15 protein-coding genes, 2 pseudogenes and 1 riboswitch are annotated in these 17,400 nt (G+C 68.4%); of the genes and pseudogenes, 9 read left to right on the top strand and 8 right to left on the bottom strand.

Features of this window, described 5'->3' with window-relative positions; all coding sequences use genetic code 11:
• Window positions 1–7 precede the first annotated feature (7 nt).
• From ACTXG6_RS31635 to ACTXG6_RS31620, 4 genes are all read left to right on the top strand, one after another.
• Complete coding sequence (locus ACTXG6_RS31635; RefSeq protein ID WP_445183067.1) at window positions 8–1,924, top strand: lysophospholipid acyltransferase; 1,917 nt, start codon at window positions 8–10, stop codon at window positions 1,922–1,924.
• Between the two features lie 104 nt (window positions 1,925–2,028).
• Complete coding sequence (locus tag ACTXG6_RS31630; protein WP_445183066.1) at window positions 2,029–2,223, top strand: ferredoxin; 195 nt, start codon at window positions 2,029–2,031, stop codon at window positions 2,221–2,223.
• Between the two features lie 9 nt (window positions 2,224–2,232).
• A complete protein-coding gene (locus ACTXG6_RS31625; RefSeq protein WP_445183065.1) occupies window positions 2,233–3,459 on the top strand; it encodes an NAD(P)/FAD-dependent oxidoreductase in 1,227 nt (408 codons plus the stop codon).
• A gap of 124 nt (window positions 3,460–3,583) precedes the next feature.
• The gene (locus ACTXG6_RS31620; RefSeq protein WP_445183064.1) at window positions 3,584–4,147 is read left to right on the top strand and encodes a TetR/AcrR family transcriptional regulator; all 564 of its coding nucleotides are present in this window, start codon (window positions 3,584–3,586) and stop codon (window positions 4,145–4,147) included.
• A 39-nt stretch (window positions 4,148–4,186) separates the two neighbouring features.
• Here the strand turns inward: ACTXG6_RS31620 and ACTXG6_RS31615 are convergent, their stop codons facing one another.
• Complete coding sequence (locus ACTXG6_RS31615; protein ID WP_445183063.1) at window positions 4,187–4,900, bottom strand: NAD(P)H-dependent flavin oxidoreductase; 714 nt, start codon at window positions 4,898–4,900, stop codon at window positions 4,187–4,189.
• Between the two features lie 417 nt (window positions 4,901–5,317).
• Here ACTXG6_RS31615 and ACTXG6_RS31610 point away from each other — a divergent pair, with 417 nt between their 5' ends.
• On the top strand, window positions 5,318–6,760 hold the full coding sequence (locus ACTXG6_RS31610; RefSeq protein WP_445183062.1) for an aldehyde dehydrogenase: 1,443 nt from the start codon (window positions 5,318–5,320) through the stop codon (window positions 6,758–6,760).
• A 63-nt stretch (window positions 6,761–6,823) separates the two neighbouring features.
• Here ACTXG6_RS31610 and ACTXG6_RS31605 read toward each other — a convergent pair whose 3' ends face one another.
• Together ACTXG6_RS31605 and ACTXG6_RS31600 are read right to left on the bottom strand one after the other, a co-directional pair.
• Complete coding sequence (locus ACTXG6_RS31605; protein ID WP_445183061.1) at window positions 6,824–7,327, bottom strand: alpha/beta fold hydrolase; 504 nt, start codon at window positions 7,325–7,327, stop codon at window positions 6,824–6,826.
• Between the two features lie 66 nt (window positions 7,328–7,393).
• Window positions 7,394–8,062, bottom strand: a complete 669-nt coding sequence (locus ACTXG6_RS31600) for a nitroreductase family protein (RefSeq protein WP_445183060.1) — start codon at window positions 8,060–8,062, stop codon at window positions 7,394–7,396.
• A gap of 68 nt (window positions 8,063–8,130) precedes the next feature.
• Between ACTXG6_RS31600 and ACTXG6_RS31595 the strand changes: the two genes are divergently transcribed.
• Window positions 8,131–8,532: a winged helix-turn-helix transcriptional regulator gene (locus tag ACTXG6_RS31595; protein WP_445183059.1), complete on the top strand. Its 402-nt coding sequence runs from the start codon at window positions 8,131–8,133 to the stop codon at window positions 8,530–8,532.
• A gap of 52 nt (window positions 8,533–8,584) precedes the next feature.
• Entirely contained in the window at window positions 8,585–9,679 is a 1,095-nt protein-coding gene (locus ACTXG6_RS31590; RefSeq protein WP_445183058.1) for a glucose 1-dehydrogenase, read from the top strand.
• A 27-nt stretch (window positions 9,680–9,706) separates the two neighbouring features.
• On the opposite strand, the pseudogene ACTXG6_RS31585 reads toward ACTXG6_RS31590, so the two are convergent.
• Window positions 9,707–9,814, bottom strand: a pseudogene (locus ACTXG6_RS31585) (cytosine permease); the annotation flags it as partial.
• A 97-nt stretch (window positions 9,815–9,911) separates the two neighbouring features.
• Window positions 9,912–10,217: pseudogene (locus ACTXG6_RS31580) on the bottom strand (ABC transporter substrate-binding protein); the annotation flags it as partial.
• A gap of 177 nt (window positions 10,218–10,394) precedes the next feature.
• A riboswitch (SAM riboswitch) is annotated at window positions 10,395–10,509 on the bottom strand.
• 1,617 nt (window positions 10,510–12,126) lie between these two features.
• On the opposite strand from ACTXG6_RS31580, the gene ACTXG6_RS31575 reads away from it, so the two are divergent.
• Entirely contained in the window at window positions 12,127–12,600 is a 474-nt protein-coding gene (locus tag ACTXG6_RS31575) for a YeeE/YedE thiosulfate transporter family protein (protein WP_445183057.1), read from the top strand.
• The gene (locus tag ACTXG6_RS31570; RefSeq protein WP_445183056.1) at window positions 12,597–13,115 is read left to right on the top strand and encodes a DUF6691 family protein; all 519 of its coding nucleotides are present in this window, start codon (window positions 12,597–12,599) and stop codon (window positions 13,113–13,115) included. The genes ACTXG6_RS31575 and ACTXG6_RS31570 overlap by 4 nt, the downstream gene beginning before the upstream one ends.
• 70 nt (window positions 13,116–13,185) lie before the next feature.
• Here ACTXG6_RS31570 and ACTXG6_RS31565 read toward each other — a convergent pair whose 3' ends face one another.
• Genes ACTXG6_RS31565 through ACTXG6_RS31555 form a run of 3 tightly spaced genes read right to left on the bottom strand, consistent with a single transcriptional unit; the run spans window position 13,186 to window position 17,236 of the window.
• Window positions 13,186–14,625, bottom strand: a complete 1,440-nt coding sequence (locus tag ACTXG6_RS31565; RefSeq protein WP_445183055.1) for a pyridoxal-phosphate dependent enzyme — start codon at window positions 14,623–14,625, stop codon at window positions 13,186–13,188.
• Between the two features lie 4 nt (window positions 14,626–14,629).
• Entirely contained in the window at window positions 14,630–16,012 is a 1,383-nt protein-coding gene (locus ACTXG6_RS31560) for an NtaA/DmoA family FMN-dependent monooxygenase (RefSeq protein WP_445183054.1), read from the bottom strand.
• Between the two features lie 15 nt (window positions 16,013–16,027).
• On the bottom strand, window positions 16,028–17,236 hold the full coding sequence (locus ACTXG6_RS31555) for an LLM class flavin-dependent oxidoreductase (RefSeq protein ID WP_445183053.1): 1,209 nt from the start codon (window positions 17,234–17,236) through the stop codon (window positions 16,028–16,030).
• Window positions 17,237–17,400 lie beyond the last annotated feature (164 nt).

Genomic DNA, 17,400 nt, shown 5'->3' with positions numbered 1-17,400 from the left:
AGCACTCATGCAGGTAGACCCGTCCGCCGTTCGGGACAGTGCGATGGCGCTCCTCGGCAGGTCCCCGATCGGCGGGGCGCTGCTCGGTCGGGAGAGGCAACGTTCCACCGGTGAGCCGCGGTCGGCCGACACCGTCGAGGTTCGCCAGCTGTTGGAGGCGGACGCCTTCCGCGCGGATGTCTCGAAGCTGGCCGCCAAGCTCGGTATGTCGAGCGCGGACGCGACGATCGAGGCGGCCGGTTACCTGCGCGAGATGTCGGCACTGCACAACAAGCGGATCAGCGACCTGTGGCAGCGCTTCGGTACCTGGATGACCAGGGGATACGACATCGTTGTCGACGACGACGGGCTGGCCGAGCTGCGCCGGCTGGACCGCAAGCACGCGCTGATCTTCCTGATCTCGCACCGTTCGTACCTGGACGAGTTCATCCTGCCCCCGCTCGTGCAGGCCGGCGACCTGTCACCCCTGTTCGGCATGGCCGGGGACAACCTGAACTTCTTCCCGCTCGGCCCGGTGGCCCGGCGCACCGGCATCATCCACGTGCGGCGGTCCACGGCGGACATCCCGATCTACCGGCTGGCGCTGCGCTCCTTCGTCGGTCAGATGGTGGCCAACAAAGCGAACCTGTGTTGGTCGATCGAGGGCGGTCGCACCCGGACCGGCAAGCTGCGCCCGCCGCGGTTCGGGCTGCTGCGCTATGTCGCCGATGCCGTCGACGGACTCGCCGACGCCGACCCGCTGCTGGTGCCAGTGTCGTTCATGTACGACCAGCTGCCGGTGCACGAGGTCGGCCGGATGGCATCCGAGGCGCGCGGGCAGGGCAAGGAGGCCGAGGATCTCCGTTGGCTGGTCAACTACGCCGCCGGCCTGCGCGAGCGCCTCGGCCGGGTGTACCTGGACTTCGGCACCCCGTTGCCGCTGCGCCAACGGCTGGAGGAGCTGCGCGCCGACGAGGTCACCGAGAACCAGGTGGAGCGGGTCGCCCTGGACGTCTGCCACCGGATCAACGCGGCCACCCCGGTGACGCCGACCGCCGCGGTCTGCATCGCGCTGCTCGCCGCCGACCGAGCACTCACCCTCGACGAGGTACTCACCACCGTGCGCCCGCTGGCGGACTACATCCGGGCGCGCGGTTGGCCGGTGGCCGGCGGTGCAACGCTGACCGACCGCTCCACGCTGCGCTGGGCACTGCGCGAACTGGTCCGCTCCGGCGTGCTCACCTCCTACTCCGGCGGCTCGGAGACGGTGTGGGGGATCGGCGAGGACCAGCACCTCATCGCGGCCATGTACCGCAACAGCGCCATCCACGTGCTGCTGCTCCGGGCGATCGCGGAGCTGGCGCTGCTCGCGGTGGCCGAGGGTGCCGCGGACAGTGACACCTCCGCCGGGCACCCCGCGCTGGACGAGGCACTGCGGCTGCGTGAGCTGCTCAAGTTCGACTTCTTCTTCGCCCAGCGCGAGCAGTTCATCGACGACCTGGCCGCCGAGATCGCGCTTCTGGCCGGCACCGACACCTCGAGTGGCCTGGACGTCACCCGGGAGCAGGCGCGCGAGTGGCTGGCGGCGGCCCGCCCGCTCGTCGCGCACCTGGCGCTGCGGCCGTTCCTGGACGCCTACCGAGTGGTCGGCGAACAGCTGGCCGCGCTCGACGACGACGAGACCGCGGCCGAGGCGATCCTGGTGGAGAGCTGCCTGCGGGTCGGTCACCAGTGGTCCCTGCAACGCACCCTGGCCAGCGAGGAGTCGGTGTCGGGAGAGATGTTCCGTACCGCGCTCAAACTCGCCGGGCACCGCGACCTGCTGCGACCGGGCGCCCCCTACCTGAGCAAGCGGCGGCGGGAGTTCGCCGACGAAGTCACCGAGGTGGGCAACGCCATCGGGCGGATCGCCGGCCGCGACCGGGCCCGGGCGACCCTCGACTAGTCGATAGCCCGGCAGCGACCATCGTCCACCGCAACTACTCGCAGGCTAGATATTCTAGTGTTAGACTATATCTTGTCGCCGTGGACGCGGAGAAGGAGCCTGCCATGCGGATCGTGATCGATCACAAGAAATGCACCGGCTTGGGCATGTGCGAGGCCGAGGCTCCGGATCTGTTCGAGGTGCAGGAGGACGGGTCCCTGCTCGTGCTCATCGAAAAGCCCGGTCAGGACAAGCGGGAGGAGCTCGAGGCGGCCGTCGAGTCCTGCCCGACCGAGGCACTGTCGATCGTCGAGGACTGAGGATCAGCCATGACGGACCGGATGGTCATTGTGGGGGCGTCGCTGGCCGGTCTGCGTGCGGCCCAGGCGGCCCGCAAAGCGGGCCACGAAGGTTCGATGACGCTGGTCGGCGGTGAGGTGCACCTGCCGTACGACCGCCCGCCGCTGTCCAAGGCCTACCTGGACGCCAGCGTTGACGGGCCGGAGTCTCCGACGTTCCGTTCCGAGGCCGAGCTGCGCGACGAGCTGGAGCTGGACTTGCGGCTGAACACATGGGCGACCGGGTTGGACGCCGGCCGCAAGATGCTCTCGCTGGAGGGCGCGGGCTGTGGCGAGCTGGAGTACGGCTCGCTGGTGATCGCCACCGGTGCGAAGGCGCGGACGTTGCCGGGTACCGAGGAGTTGGCCGGGGTGCACACGTTGCGCACGCTGGATGATGCGGTGGCGATCCGGGCGGCGTTCGATACGGGTGCGCGGGTGGTCGTGGTGGGTGCCGGGTTCATCGGGTCGGAGGTGGCTGCCGGGGCGCGCAAGCGGGGTCTGCCGGTGACGGTGCTGGAGGCGTTGCCGGTGCCGCTGGTGCGGTCGGTGGGCGAGCAGATGGGTCGGGCGTGTGCCGAGCTGCACCTGGCGAACGGTACTGACCTGCGCTGCGGGGTGAAGGTGACCGGGCTGTGCGGTGCGGACGGCCGGGTGACCGGGGTGTCGTTGGACGACGGCAGCACGATCCCGGCTGATCTGGTGGTGGTGGGTACCGGGGTGGCCCCGAATACGGACTGGTTGGCCGGCTCGGGTGTGACGTTGCACGAGCGGGACGGGGGCATCGTCTGTGATGAGACGTTGGCTACCGGGTTGGCGGGGGTGTACGCGGCCGGGGATGTGGCGCATTTTCCGCATCCGCTGTTCGACGGTTTGGTGATGCGCCTGGAGCACTGGACCAACGCCGCGGAGCAGGGCATGTTGGCGGCGCGGAATGCGATCAACCCGGCTGAGGCGAAGCCGGCGGCGGGTGTGCCGTACTTCTGGTCGGACTGGTACGACAGCCGGATCCAGTTCGTCGGTATCCCGCAGGCGGACGAGATCCGGGTGGTCAGCGAGGAGTTGGGTGAGGACAGGTTCCTCGCCCTCTACCGCCGCGGTGACCGGCTGACCGGCTGCATCAGCATCGACCGGCCCACCCAGATCATGAAATATCGGCGCCTGATCGCGCAGTCGAAGAGCTGGGCCGATTCACTCGAATTCGCCGGCGTCGGATAGTGCGCGGCACCAGCAGCGCCCCCGTGGGCCGCGACAGTAAACTGCGGCCGTGACGGCTGGCAGAGTGACTCAGAAGTCCGGTCGGGCTCGGCGCGACAAGGTACGTACCAAGGTGCTCTCGATTGTGGAGCGGCAGCTGCGCGCAGGTGAGACGTTTGCCGATATCAGCGTCGGCAGCCTGGTGGCTGAGGCGGGAATATCCCGTACCACGTTCTATGTCTACTTCGAAGACAAGACCGATCTATTGCGGACCTGGTACGCCGAGATCACCGAGGTGATTCTCGACGCGGCGCAACACTGGTGGTCACTGGATGGTTCGGCCACGAAGGCGGACCTTCGCGCGGCCCTGGAGAAGATCGTGGACGCCTATCGTCCACATCCGGAATTGATGGCGGCCACGCACGAGGCCATCGGATACGACCACGATGTCCGCGAGACGGTCGAAGATTCGATGCGTCAGTACGTCAAGGGGTTGCGGGAGCACATCGAGGCCGGCCAGCGGGCGGGTTTCGTCGACGCCGAATTGCCTACGGGCGAGACGTCCTACCTGTTGCAATGGATGGCGGAGCGAGGTCTGCCACGGATGGCGCGGGCAGAGTCCCAGTCGAAGTACGAGCGGCTGATCGATGCCTACTCGAGCATCGTGTGGAACACCCTCTATGCACCGGCTCGGCGGACCGGCACCTGAGTTCGCCGGTCCGGCCCGCCGTCGTTCGCACTGAGCCGCTCAACGAGTTCGGGCGAAATCCCTGTGGTTCTCTTCGGCCGCGCGGGCCGCGTGGTACTCGAGGACGATCTGGTCGACGACGCGGTTCACCGCGGGGACGAGTTGGTCGTCGCGGGAGCCGGCGGTGCCGAAGCTCTCGAACAGCCAACTGGACGGTACCCCGGTCATCGCAGCCGTCGCGGTCACGTCTTCGGCCGTCGCGCGGCGGACCGGGCCGCGGTAGCGGTCGTCCACCAGTGATTCGGTGCAGGTGTTGAATCGCGCTCCCACGCAGACCAGGTCCGCCCCCAGAATCTCCGCGGCGCGTACCTCGGCCCCCGTCGCGATCGAGCCGCTCAGCACCAGCGGGCCGTCGAAGAAACTGCGCACCTCGGCTACGAAGGCAGGTGCTGACAGTGGTCCCTCGGACGTCGCGGTTCCCCGGCAGACCAGCGCCAGACCGTCCGCCCCCGCGTACACGGCCTTCAACGCGTGCTCGACGGACGTCACTTCGGCGAAGACCGCGCCACCGTAACCGCGCACCCTCTCGATCACGCGCCGCGGCGAGCCAAGGGCCGTCATCACGACGTTCGGTCGGTGCTCGGCGATCAGCTCCAGTTCCTGGTCGAACCTGGAGTAACTGGATTGAGCGATCATGCTCACCGCCCACTGGGGATTCTCCAGGCCGGCCAGCCCGACCTTGATCTCATCCAGCCAGCGGGCGAGCTCGCCCACGGTCTGGGCGTTCCTGGTCGGGAACGAGCCCATCAACCCGGCCCGGCACGATGCGGTGACCAGGTTCGGGCCGGAGACCGCGAACATCGGCGCGACCAGCACGGGGGCCCGCAACTCGTGCGGCCACACCGGTACCGGCCGGTTTCCCTGCTGTCGACTCGCGGGCTTCGTCATTGAAGGCACCCCTCTCAGGACCGGAGGAGACTACTGTACGCATGTCCGGACAGCTGTACGCACAGCTGTATGTATGACTGTCGTCACACCTGTGGTTGGGCCCGGACGGCGCCTACATGTCGCGTCGAGTGGTCGATTGCTAAATAGTCGGAGGCTAGAGTAAAATCAGGCCCCATATCTCACCTGCCCACCAGTCGTGAGCAGCGTCGTTCCAGATTCCGCCCGCAACGAAGGAGACATCGGATGACTCAGCACGAGACGTTGTTCATTGGTGGGGAGTGGATCGCGCCGAGTTCGGGTCAGACGATCACGGTGGTGTCGGCGAGTTCTGAGGAGGTTATTGGTTCGGTGCCGGAGGCGCAGGAGGCTGATGTTGATGCCGCTGTGGGTGCGGCGCGGCGGGCGTTTGATGACCCGACTGGTTGGGCCACCTGGGAGCCGTCGGCGCGGGCGGTGGTGTTGGAGCGGTTTGCTGGTGCGTTGGAGCGCCGTGGTGGTGAGATCGCGAGGTTGGTGAGTGCGCAGAACGGGATGCCGGTGGCGATCTCGACGGCGTTCGAGGGTGCGTTCCCGGCGGTGTTGTTGCGCTATTACGCGGGAGTGATCAAGGAAGCGGTGTTCGAGGAGGAGCGGCCGGCGTTGATGGGTGGGACGACGGTGGTGCGTCGTTCGCCGATTGGTGTGGTGGGTGCGATCGTGCCGTGGAATTTCCCGCAGTCGTTGGCGGCGTTCAAGTATGCGCCGGCGTTGGCGGCGGGGTGCACGTTGGTGATCAAGCCGTCGCCGGAGACGGTGTTGGACTCGGTGTTGGTGGCTGAGGCGGCGGTGGAGGCGGGGGTCCCGGCTGGGGTGATTAATTTTGTGCCGGCGGGGCGTGAGGTGGGTGCGTATTTGGTGTCGCATCCGGGGGTGGACAAGATTTCGTTTACCGGGTCGACGGCGGCGGGGCGGTCGATCGGGGAGACGTGTGGGCGGTTGTTGCGGCCGGTGACCTTGGAGTTGGGGGGTAAGTCGGCGGCGATTGTGTTGGATGATGCTGATCTGGATTTGGCGACGATCGGTGAGAAGTTGTTCCAGGCGACGTTGTTGAATAATGGGCAGACGTGTTTTTTGGGGACCCGGGTGTTGGCGCCGCGTTCGCGTTATGCGGAGGTGGTGGAGGTGTTCGCGGCGTTGGCGGGTTCGTTGAAGGTCGGGGATGCGTTGGATGCGTCGACGCAGATCGGGCCGATGGCTTCTGATCGGCAGCGGGACCGGGTTGAGGGGTATATCGCGAAGGGTAAGGCGGAGGGTGCCCGGGTGGTGGTCGGTGGTGGTCGGCCGGCGGGGCAGGATCGGGGTTGGTTTGTGGAGCCGACGATTTTTGCTGATGTGGATAACAATCACACTATTGCGCAGGAGGAGATTTTCGGTCCGGTGTTGTCGTTGATTCCGTATTCGGATGTGGATGATGCGGTGCGGATCGCGAATGATTCGGACTTTGGTTTGGGTGGGACGGTGTGGACGCGGGACAAGGAGCGTGGGTTGGGGGTGGCGCGTCGGGTGCAGACCGGGACGATCGGGGTGAACACGTATCTGCCGGATCCGACGGCGCCGTTCGGTGGGGTGAAGGCGTCGGGGTTGGGTCGGGAGTTGGGTCCGGAGTCGATCGGGCATTACCAGCAGATCCAGTCCATCTACACCTGAGCACTGAGCACCCCGAGGTTGGTCAAGGCCAGGGCTGCCCCAGATGTCAAACATCACGCGACGTCACGGTTTGACGAAGTCGGCGATGAGCTGCCATGTCTCCTTGCGGTGACTCTTCTTGGGTGCGCCTGCGACCGCTGCGTGGTTGACGTGGGTGGCTCCTGCTTTGAGGAAGCCAGCGACGTAGGTGCTGATGTCTCCGCTTTCGTGTTCGCCTCTGAGATAGAGCAGTGGAGTCGTCATCGGCTCCAGTCCTGTCCGCCGATTCTCCTCGGCGTCGCGGGGGAAGCTCCGGTACCAGTTGAATCCCGCGGTAAGCGCGGCTGCGGTGGAGTAAGCCGCGACGTAGGCGGCGCGAGCGGTGGCGGTGATCATGGCCGGGTCCGCGGTGATCCCGTTGTAGAAGAATTGCCAAGAGCGCCAGGACTCGGGCCAGCCGTGGAGGAAAACGACCGGCTGGCCCGCCGGGTCGCCGGCTTCGACCACGTGTATCGACGAGGCGTCCACGGCGACCTGGCTGTGCCGAAACTTCGCGGTCGGAGGTTTGTGGCTCTTGGTGGGGTCCATTTCGCAATCATGGTGTCCAATGCGGCCAGATTCTGTCCTGATTACCCTCGTTGCTGTGGAACGCGATTACCGAGGTGCGGCATTCGTCGGGACTCCGTACCGCTGGTGAAAGACGTTGTGTTCCACGGGACGGCGACCGGGATGACGCCGCTCCTCGGCCGCGTAGCCGACCGAGACCAACAAGGCGATGGCGAGGTCGTCGCGGTCCTCGACGCCGATGACCTTCTTGACTTTGGCCTCGTCCCAGCCGTTCATCGGCGAGGTGGCCAGTCCCATCTCCGTGGCAGCGAGCATCACGTAGGTGGCGGCAATCATGGCGTCCTTCACTGCGTACTCGCGCAGCAGACCGCGTTCCTCCAGGTCCTGCTGGAACGCCTGCGAGGCCGCGGCGAACATCGCGATGAACTGTTCATTCCAGGCTCCGCCGCGGCGTGCCCGGTCGTAGACGTCCTTGTGGTCATCACGCCAGGCCTGTGGCTCGGCGACGAAGACCAGGATGACCGGTGCCTCTCGCGGCTGAGGCTGCCCTCCGGTGGCCCACTCCAACCCTTCGCGACCCTCGTCAGTGGTGATCGCAACGACTGAGCGGTCCTGCAGGTTCCAGCTGGTGGGTGCCTCTGTGGCGAGGGCGAGAAGCTCCGCGAGCAGGGACGGCGGGACAGCGTCAGGCAGATAGTGACGGACGGTACGCCGATTGCGGATCGCCTCGGCGACGGACAGGGTCTGGTTTCTCATGTGACAAACTATGAGAGAGTGACTCTTCGTTGGGAAGAAGGCACCAATTAGTGCGTTACTCTCCTTCCATGAAGACCATCGTCGAGTCCTCCGGGCTACCGGCCGACGTCTACTCCGCGAAGTGCCCGACTCGCCAGGTCCTCGACCACATCGCCGGCAAGTGGACCGTCCTGGTCGTGGACGCGCTCCTTGAGGGCACCATGCGGTACACGGATCTGAGCCGCCGCATCGGGGGAGTTTCGCAGAAGATGCTGACCCAGACGCTGCGTGGTCTCGAGGCCGACGGGTTCGTCACCCGTACCGTGCACCCCACGATCCCACCCCGGGTCGACTACGAGCTGACGGAACTCGGCCGCAGCCTCGCCGAGCCGATCACTGCGCTCCGAGAGTGGACGGAGACCCATATCAACGACATAGAAAGAGCTCGGTCCGGGGCGGCATCCGGAGCGGGGGCATCTCCCGACTCGTGAGACGCAGATTCGGAACGTACACAGCAACCTTCGGAAAGGTCCAGGGTGGCTCATGAAGGCACTGACAGTTCAACCTGGTCGAAAGGACAGTCTCGAAATTCGGGACCTCCCGGAGCCGTCAGTTAGCGACGGATCCGTGTTGGTCGAGTGTATGGAGATAGGACTGTGCGGAACGGACGTTGAGATCATCGCTGGCGAGTTCGGCGAAGCCCCTCGGGGAACGGATTTTCTTGTTCTCGGCCACGAGAGTGTGGGCCGAGTCGTCGAGGCTCCCACTAGCTCCGGATTCGCTACCGGCGACCTCGTGGTAGGCATGGTGCGTCGCCTCGGATCGAATCCGTGCGAAGCCTGCCTAAAAGGGGAGTGGGATATGTGTCGCGGACACGAGTACGTTGAGCACGGTATCAAACATCTGCATGGCTTCGCACGTGAGCGCTGGCGCACTCATCCGGAAAGCTTGGTCCGGCTGCCCGCTGAACTTGGTAGACTAGGTGTTCTACTCGAACCTGCATCCATCGTGGCCAAAGCGTGGGAGAACATCACGCACATTGGCCGCCGGAGTGTGCTGGCCCCGTCCAACGTCGTAGTGACTGGAGCCGGTCCAATCGGCCTGCTGGCCGCCCTGCTTGGAGTTCAGCGTGGTTTCGATGTGCATGTTTTTGATATTTTCGAGGATGGCCTGAAACCCAGCTTGGTAAGGGCACTTGGAGCGACCTACCATCACGGTCGGCTTTCAGAGTCTGGTCTCTCTCCCGATATTGCGATTGACTGCAGTGGCTCCGCAACTGTGATTGCGGAGGTGGTCAAAATTGGCGCCCCGGGCGGCGTCACCTGCTTGGTCGGGTTCCCGCGAGCTGGCACGTCCACACAGCTCGATCTTGGCCTGGCCGCTCTCCAATTTGTGCTCGGCAACCGAGTGCTTCTCGGAAGTATGAACGCAAATGCGCGACACTTCTCACAAGCTGCGGCCGCGCTGACGGCTGCAGACCCCGCATGGCTTGAAAGAATGCTGACCCGACGGATTCCCCTGGAACAATATCGGGATATGCTGCCGTACCGGCCCGACGACGTGAAGATCGTTTTGGACTTCGCGCCGCCCGGCGAACAGATGAGCAGTGCGCCCCCGATAGCCGAACTGCGGCCGTGACTGGATCATCTGTGGCAGGCCCAGCTGCGGACCCTGAGTGGAGTGGAAGGCCATGAAAAACGTGCCTACCGCGTTCCCCGCAAGCACCGAGAGAACCGTCCAGCCGAAACTGAGCCCGAGCCCGATGCCGACCATGCCCACGGCCAGGGTGGCCAGATGAGCCTCCCCGGTTCGCCGCAGTCATCGAGGCGGGGGAGGAGAAGTCGCCGAGCTCGGCGATGATTTCTCGGTCGTCCATGAACTTCTGCGCGATCGGCACGGTCTGCTTCGGGTCGGACTGCGAGTCCTCCCACTTCAGCGCGACCGGGCGGCCGTTGATCCCGCCGGCCGCGTTGATCTTGGTCAGGGCCAGGTCGAAGCCCCGCTTCCAGAGCCGGCCGTACTCGGCGTTCGGCCCGGTGACCGGCCCGGACACCCCGAAGTAGACGGGGCCGGTCGTCGGTGCGGCGCCGCCGCCGGCGTTGGCGCACGCCGTGAGTGCGAGCGCGGCCGCCGCGGCAACCAGGGCGTGTCCCAGCGCGCGGGGGAGAAATCTCATGTTGTTCCGTTCGGGATAACGCGCCGTCGGACGGGCGCGGCAGGAGCGCTCAGGACATCAGCTCGGGACATCAGTGGGCCGCCGCTTGGCGACGTCAGCGACAGCGGGTGGTGGTGCAGCCGCGCAACTGATCGATGTCGCGGCTAGCAGCGCGACCATGTCCGACGCTCCTGCGTGTTCGTGCGGTTGCGGAGGCCCGTGACGAACCTCCGCCGGTCGTCACCCGGAGCACCCCAGCGCACGCGGGGGTTGCCAACCAGCAAGCCGGGGCTGAGCACTGGTGTTCGTGACCGTCGCAGGGACGCTAAGCCGATCAGTGGCGGAGGGTCAAGACCGGCGGCTGTGATCTGTCATGCCCAGCGCAGGTTGAGTTCTACCTGGTCGCCGAAGTGGGTGACGCTACGGCGCCCCACCTGTGGGGTCGACCCGTTGCACCGGAGTGCCCGAGTGCACCTCTCACCTGGACCAAGGTGATGCCGAGAGCCCTGCTGTCAGCCAACCGTGGACGCGCCCTTCCGACTGTGTCGGGCGCCGCTATCACACCTCGACACCGGGGTTGTCGTTGAACTTACGACAACGCTGATCGTCGCCGGCGGACCCTTCAGACCTTCGCGCCGAGTCGGCGATAGCTACGGGAGGGACTTGGGTTTGATGGGCAGCTCTAACACCATTGGGGAACCGCGACTTTCGACTTCAGAGGTCAGTGGCAGCGCGCCGCGGCATCGCGCCGAGCTCGATGAGGATCCATGGTTGCGGCCAGGAGTTGCACCTCGGGATTTCATCGACGCTGCTCGGCGTGTGCGCGGTCAGTTAAACGGTGGCACGGTCGGCGGCGTTGACAATTGGCCGGACGACGCTCCGACGCTGCCCGGCGTCGTTATGCCGGTAGCAGTTGCTGACCCGCTCGCGCAGCTACCCAGGGGACTGGTGCCCGCGTCCCCGAGGGACGCCTTAGAGAGTGGGCACCGCACCGACTCGCCGACGGCGAGTTCAGGTGAGGAGGCAGTCGCGATCAAGGAGCCAGACGCCGCGACCGCTGCAGCCCTCTCACCTGCCGCTGAGTCTTCGGAGGACAAGAACACTGCTGGTGTGAGTGACGGGCCATCGGCCCTGGGCGCCGAGGAACCTGCCCGTCGCCGGGTCACGATCCAGCACCGCATCGCGGGTGTCGTAGGTACCACGCGGGGTAGATGGATTGTCGCCGCTATTGGGGCCGCCATCGCCCTGATCGCGCTCTGCGTCGTACTCGGGCTTCGCTCGAACGTCACCTCCGCGTCCGAAGTCACGCAGACCAGTGACGACTCTCCGGCGGCGCCGTCAGCCGGCCCCGCGGCGTCCTACCCGGCGCCGCCAGACGCGAACGCCACGCCGAGTGACCCCGCACAGGTCGCGCCCGCGCCGTGGCAGCCCTCCGACTCACAGGCGGCATCGATTCCCCCTCCCGCCGAGGGCGCGCCGGCGCAGGCCGTGCCGCCCAGCTCCCCGGTGCCTTCTGGCCAGCCATCGGATGGCGCGCTCACACCAAGCGCTCCGATGCCGCCGGCCGCGGACCCGAACGACCCGCTACTGGACGAGCCGCAGCCCGTCGGGCCTGATCAGACGCAAGGCGCCCCGACCCAGGACCAGGCCAACCTGGCACCGCGGCGGAGCCGACCCGAGGACCGTGCGGCGACCCCGCGCAACTCGGGTCCCCTGGGCAACAGCCTCGATTCGATCACCGCACCGCACCGACCGAACAACTCAGATCGCGGCGCTCCTGATAGTCAAGCGCCGAGCAAGTCTTCCGGCGGCAACCTGCCAGGCCTCGGGCGTGGCCTATGACCAGGGCCACCCCGTGTGATGCGGTGTGAGGTGATGGTGCACGAGCCTGGTCATCGAAGGTGACCAGCGCAAATATCGGGAGGTTCTGATGCTGGGTGTGTTGCCGGCGCAGCTGCCGTGGTGGGTGGCCGGGCCCGGGGTCGGGCTGTGCGTGCTCGCGCTGTACGGCCTGGCGAACCTGCGCCTCGGCGTGTCCGGGGCGTGGCTGGCGGCGACCGTCGCGCCGGTGGAGCGCTGGCGCGGCGACCGGTGGCGGGTGGTGTTCCTGGTCGGGCTGATCGCCGGGGCACTGCTGGCGGCCCTGCTCGGTCCGCCCGTCTCGATACACCGCTACGGCCAGCTGTCCGTGCTGCTCAGCCCGCCGCTGTTGGTGCCGGTGCTGCTGGTCGCGGGGGTGTTGCTGGGCTACGGGTCGCGCTGGGCCGGCGGGTGCACCTCCGGCCACGGCCTCGCCGGCTGCCCGGCCGGGTCCCCGGACAGCTGGGCCGCCACGGTCACGTTCTTCGCGGTGGCCGTCGTGGTCACCCTCGGCCTGCACGCGCTGACCGGCGGTGCGCTATGAACCGCCCGACCGGCACCGACCGCCAGCCAGGCACCGCCCGGCGAACCGCGGTCCGCACCGGCATCGTGGCCGGCGCGGTCGGGGTCGCCTTCGGGTTCCTGCTCACCGCGAGCGGGCTCGGCGACTACTACACGATCCACAACGGCCTGCTGCTGCGCGACCCGTACATGTACCTCATGATCGGCTCGGCGATGGCCACCACGTTCGTCGGCCTGCTGGTGCTGCGCCGGGGCCGGGGCACCTGGCTGGGCGGGCGCCTCACCCTGCCCCGCAACCGGATCCAGCGCCGGCACATCTACGGCGGCGCGGTGTTCGGCATCGGGTTCGGTCTCGGTGCCACCTGCCCCGGGATGACCGTCGCGATGGTGGCCACCGGCGGCCTCTACGGCCTGGTGGTACTGGTCGGGCTGCTGCTCGGCCTCTGGCTGCGCGGCCGGGTGGAGCAGTGGGGCACCCCGGTGACCGCATTGCCGACCCGGCAGCACCTGGCCGACACCGCCGCACGGGACGCCTGACGGACGTTCGGGTGTCGGTGTGGGCAACAGTTCCGGCTGGACCCGAAGAACCCCGCGGGCGATGAGGCTGTCACAACTGGGTTCTCGCGTGATCACGGACCTCGACGGCCTGGACAAGATCGGCGCGGGACACGGCCCCGGCGAGTCGCCCGTCACGCAGCACGACAGCGTGGGGCCGTCCATCCGCGTCGAGCCGGGCCAGCGCCTCCTCGACCGTTTCTCCCGTGCCGAGGGCGAGCGGCGGAGGCCCGGCGACGTCGCCTGAGGGGGTGGCCGGCCCGTGGCGCGCGAGCTCGGCCTGGAGGCCGAGCGGGTCGAGCGTCCCCAGGATCTCCGACACCGCGGTGGCGAACGCCGGGTCCCGGCGGGGGAGCACCACCGGCAGCAGGGGCTGGTGGCGGGCGGGCCCGGCGGCGGTCGCGGCGGCCTCGCCCAGCGGAGTCCCGGTGGTGACGGTGTGCACGGTGCCGACGAACCGGGCGTCGGCAAGCAGGCCGGTCCGGTCGTCGTCGAGGAACCCGAAACGGCGCAGCCAGGTCAGCGAGTGGTACTTCGACAGGTAGGCCCGGCCCGAGTCAGGCAGGATCGCGACGACGGTGTGCTCGGGGCCGAGGCCGCGCGCCACCCGTAACGCGGCGGCGGTGGCCAGTCCGGAGGACCCGCCGACGAGGATGCCCTCCTCGCGGGCGAGTCGGCGCACGGTGGTCAACGACTCGCGGTCGGTGACCGTCTCGATGCGGTCCAGCACCTCGGGGTGGTACGACAGCGGCCAGATGTCCTCGGGTGTGTCGGGATGCAGGTAGTGCCCGGCCGCCTCGACGAAGAACGGGCTGCCGTCGCCGCCGTTGTACACCGACGTCACCGGATCGGCGCCCACCACGGTGACCCGTCCGTTGCTGATCTCCTTGAGGTGGCCGCCCGCGCCCGAGATCGTGCCCCCCGTGCCGATGCCCGCCACGAGGTGGGTCACGGTGCCGCCCGTGTCCGCCCAGATCTCGGGGCCGGTGGTGGCGCGGTGCGCGGCCGGGTTCGAGACGTTGTCGTACTGGTTGGCCAGCCATCCGCCCGGGGTCTCCGATGCGATGCGCTCGGCCAGCTTCGACACGTGCTCCGGGTGGTTGCGGGGCAGGATGGCCGGGGTCTGCACCACCTCCGCCCCGTACGCCTCCAGCGCGTCGATCTTCTCCACGGCGATGGAGTTGGGCACCACGACGATCAGCCGGTAGCCGAGGACGGCCGCGGCCTGGGCGAGACCGATGCCGGTGTTGCCGGACGTGCCCTCGACGATCGTGCCGCCGGGTCGCAGCTCGCCCGCCTGCTCGGCCGCCGCGACCATCGCCGCGGCAGCGCGGTCCTTCACCGAACCACCGGGGTTGAGGTACTCGAGCTTGACCAGAACGCGTGCGGCGATGCCGTTGGTCAGGCGGTGCAGCTGGACCAGCGGGGTGCCGCCGACGAGGTCGAGCAGCGAGTTGTGCACGGTCATGGTGTCCTCAGAGGGGCCGCCCATGGGGTCATGACGGGGCTGCGCCGGTGGGCGCGTCGAGGGGTGGCCTGGCGTCGGAGAGCCCGAGGTGCTCGCGCAGCGTGGTGCCCTCGTACTCGGTGCGGAAGGACCCGCGTTCCTGCAGCAGCGGGACGACGGTGTCGGCGAACTCGTCGAGCCCACCCGGGGTGATGTGGGGTACGAGGACGAAGCCGTCGCTCGCGTCGGTCTGCACGAACTCGTCGATGGTGTCGGCCACCTGCGCGGCGGTGCCGATGAACGACTGCCGGGCGGTCACCGCGATGATCAGCTCCCGGATCGAGAGCTGCTTGGCCTCGGCGAGCGCCCGCCACTCCTGTGCCGTGGCCAGCGGGTCGCGGTACATGCGCACGCTCGCGCGGCCTCGGGCGATCGTGTTCTCGCCGACCTGCGGGTCGACGGTCGGCAGTGGCCCGTCGGGGTCGTAGGAGGACAGGTCGCGGTTCCACAGCTGTTCCAGGAACTTGATCGCGGTCTGGCCGCTGACCTGCTGGTGGCGGACGTGATCGGCGCGCTCCTCGGCCTCCGCCGCGGTGTCACCGAGCACGAACGTCGCGGCGGGCAGGATCTTGAGATCGTCGAAGGTGCGGCCGTACCGGGCGAGGCGGCCCTTGACGTCGGCGTAGAACGCCCGGCCGGCGTCGAGCGTGCCGTGCCGGCTGAAGATGGCGTCGGCGCTCGACGCGGCGAACTCGCGGCCCTCGTCGGAGTCGCCGGCCTGCAGGATCACCGGACGGGTCTGGGGGCTGCGCGGCACGGCGAACCGCCCGGAGATGTCGAACTGGTCGCTGTGCACGGCGAACCGCCCGGCGTCCGGATCGGCGAGGAAGACCCCGGACTCGGCGTCGGCCACGATCTCGTCGCCGCGCCAGGAGTCGAACAGCGCCCAGGTCGCGGCGAGGAACTCCTTGGCCCGCAGGTAGCGCTTCTCCTTCGGCAGGAAGCCGCCGCGGCGGAAGTTCTCGCCGGTGAACTCGTCCCACGACGTGACGACGTTCCACGCCGCGCGGCCGGCCGACAGGTGGTCGAGGGTGGCGAACTGGCGGGCGATGTCGTACGGCTCGTTGAAGGTGGAGTTGATCGTCCCGGCGAGGCCGAGGCGCTCGGTGACCGCGGCCAGCGCCGTCAGCACGGTCAGCGTGTCCGGTCGGCCGACGACGTCGAGGTCGTAGATCAGGCCGTTCTGCTCGCGCAGGCGCAGCCCCTCGGCCAGGAACAGGAAGTCGAACTTGGCCCGCTCGGCCGTCTGCGCGAGATGGACGAAGGACCGGAAGTCGATGTGGCTGCCGGCGTCGGGATCGCTCCACACGGTGGTGTTGTTCACGCCCGGGAAGTGCGCGGCCAGGTGGATCTGCTTGCGGCTGCTGCTCATGGGAGTCCTTCCGGCTCAGACCGCGGCGTAACGGTTGGCGGGGCGGGGCAGGCCGAGAAGGCCACGCAGGGTGTCGGCCTCGTACGCGGTGCGGAACGCCCCCCGCCGTTGCAGCTCGGGCACCAGGCCCCGGGTGATCTGCTCCAGGTCGTGCGGGAGGCTCGCCGGGCGCAGCCGGACCCCGCTCAGGCCAGCCTCGTGCCAGCTCTGGACCAGGTCGGCGAGCTGCGCCGGCGTGCCGGTGAACACGTGTGCGTCGCTGATGTAGTCACGCCCGAGCCGCGTGTCCAGGCGGCCCTTGCGGTCGCGCGCCGCGCTCTCGTCGGCGTCGAGGAACACCACCACGTCGCCGAGGACGTGCACGGTGTCGGTGGCGCGCCCCGCGGCGACCTGCTCGGCCCGCACCTCCGCCAGGATCGTGCGCGCCTCGGCCTCGTCGTGGGGCGTGACGAAGCCGAGGTCGGCGGCCCGCCCGATCAACCGGTAGGCCACCGTCCGGTGTCCGAGCGCGCTCACGATCGGCTGGCCCTGCGGCGGGCGCGGCGTGATCGACGGACCCCGCACCGAGAACTGCTGGCCGGCGAAGTCGATGTAGTGCAGCTTGTCGCGGTCGACGAACCGCCCGGTGGCCGCGTCGCGGATCTCGGCGTCGTCCTCCCAGCTGTCCCAGAGCCGGCGAATGACCTCGACGTAGTCGGCGGCCTCGTCGAACAGCTCGGCGAGCGGCCCGCCGGGCACGTCGGCCTCCTCGAGGCGCAGCGGCGGGATGTCGCGGCGGCCGAAGAGCGCGGCCTCGTCGGGGCGGGAGGAGACCCGGACCCGGATGCCGGCGCGCCCGGTGCTGACGTAGTCCAGCGTGGCGATCGCCTTGGAGGCGTGGAACGGCTCGGTGTGCGTCACGACCGTGGTCGGGACCAGCCCGATGTGCCCGGTCAGCGGGGCGACCCTGGCCGCGATCAGTACCGCGTCGAGGCGGCCGCGCACCTGGTCGATGCGGTCGTCGGGGCCGGCGGGGCTGGAGGACTGCAGGGCGAGTGAGTCCTCGATGGTGACCAGGTCCAGCAGCCCGGCCTCCGCCTCCCGGACAAGATCGGCCCAGTAGCCGGCGGTCAGGAGCTCCGTCGGCCGGGCGCGCGGCTCTCGCCAGGCCGAGGGATGCCAGCCGGCGCCCTCGAGCGCGACAGCGAGGTGCAGTGACGGGCCGGGCAGCGACGGGTCAGGCATGGTCGGCGTCCTTCCGGGTTCGGGCCGGGGAGTCCGCGCGGGGCACACCCACGCGACGGAACGGAGGTGGGCGGCACTCTCGCCGCCCCGCACCACCAGGTCAGGGTCGACAGAACCCGGGAGGGGAGCCGAGCCCGTCCAGCCAGCGGCGTGCCACGAGCACA

The organism is Pseudonocardia sp. Cha107L01, from assembly GCF_052566575.1.
Note: the sequence above shows the minus strand (reverse complement) of the source record. Positions and strands in the feature narration are given on the sequence as shown.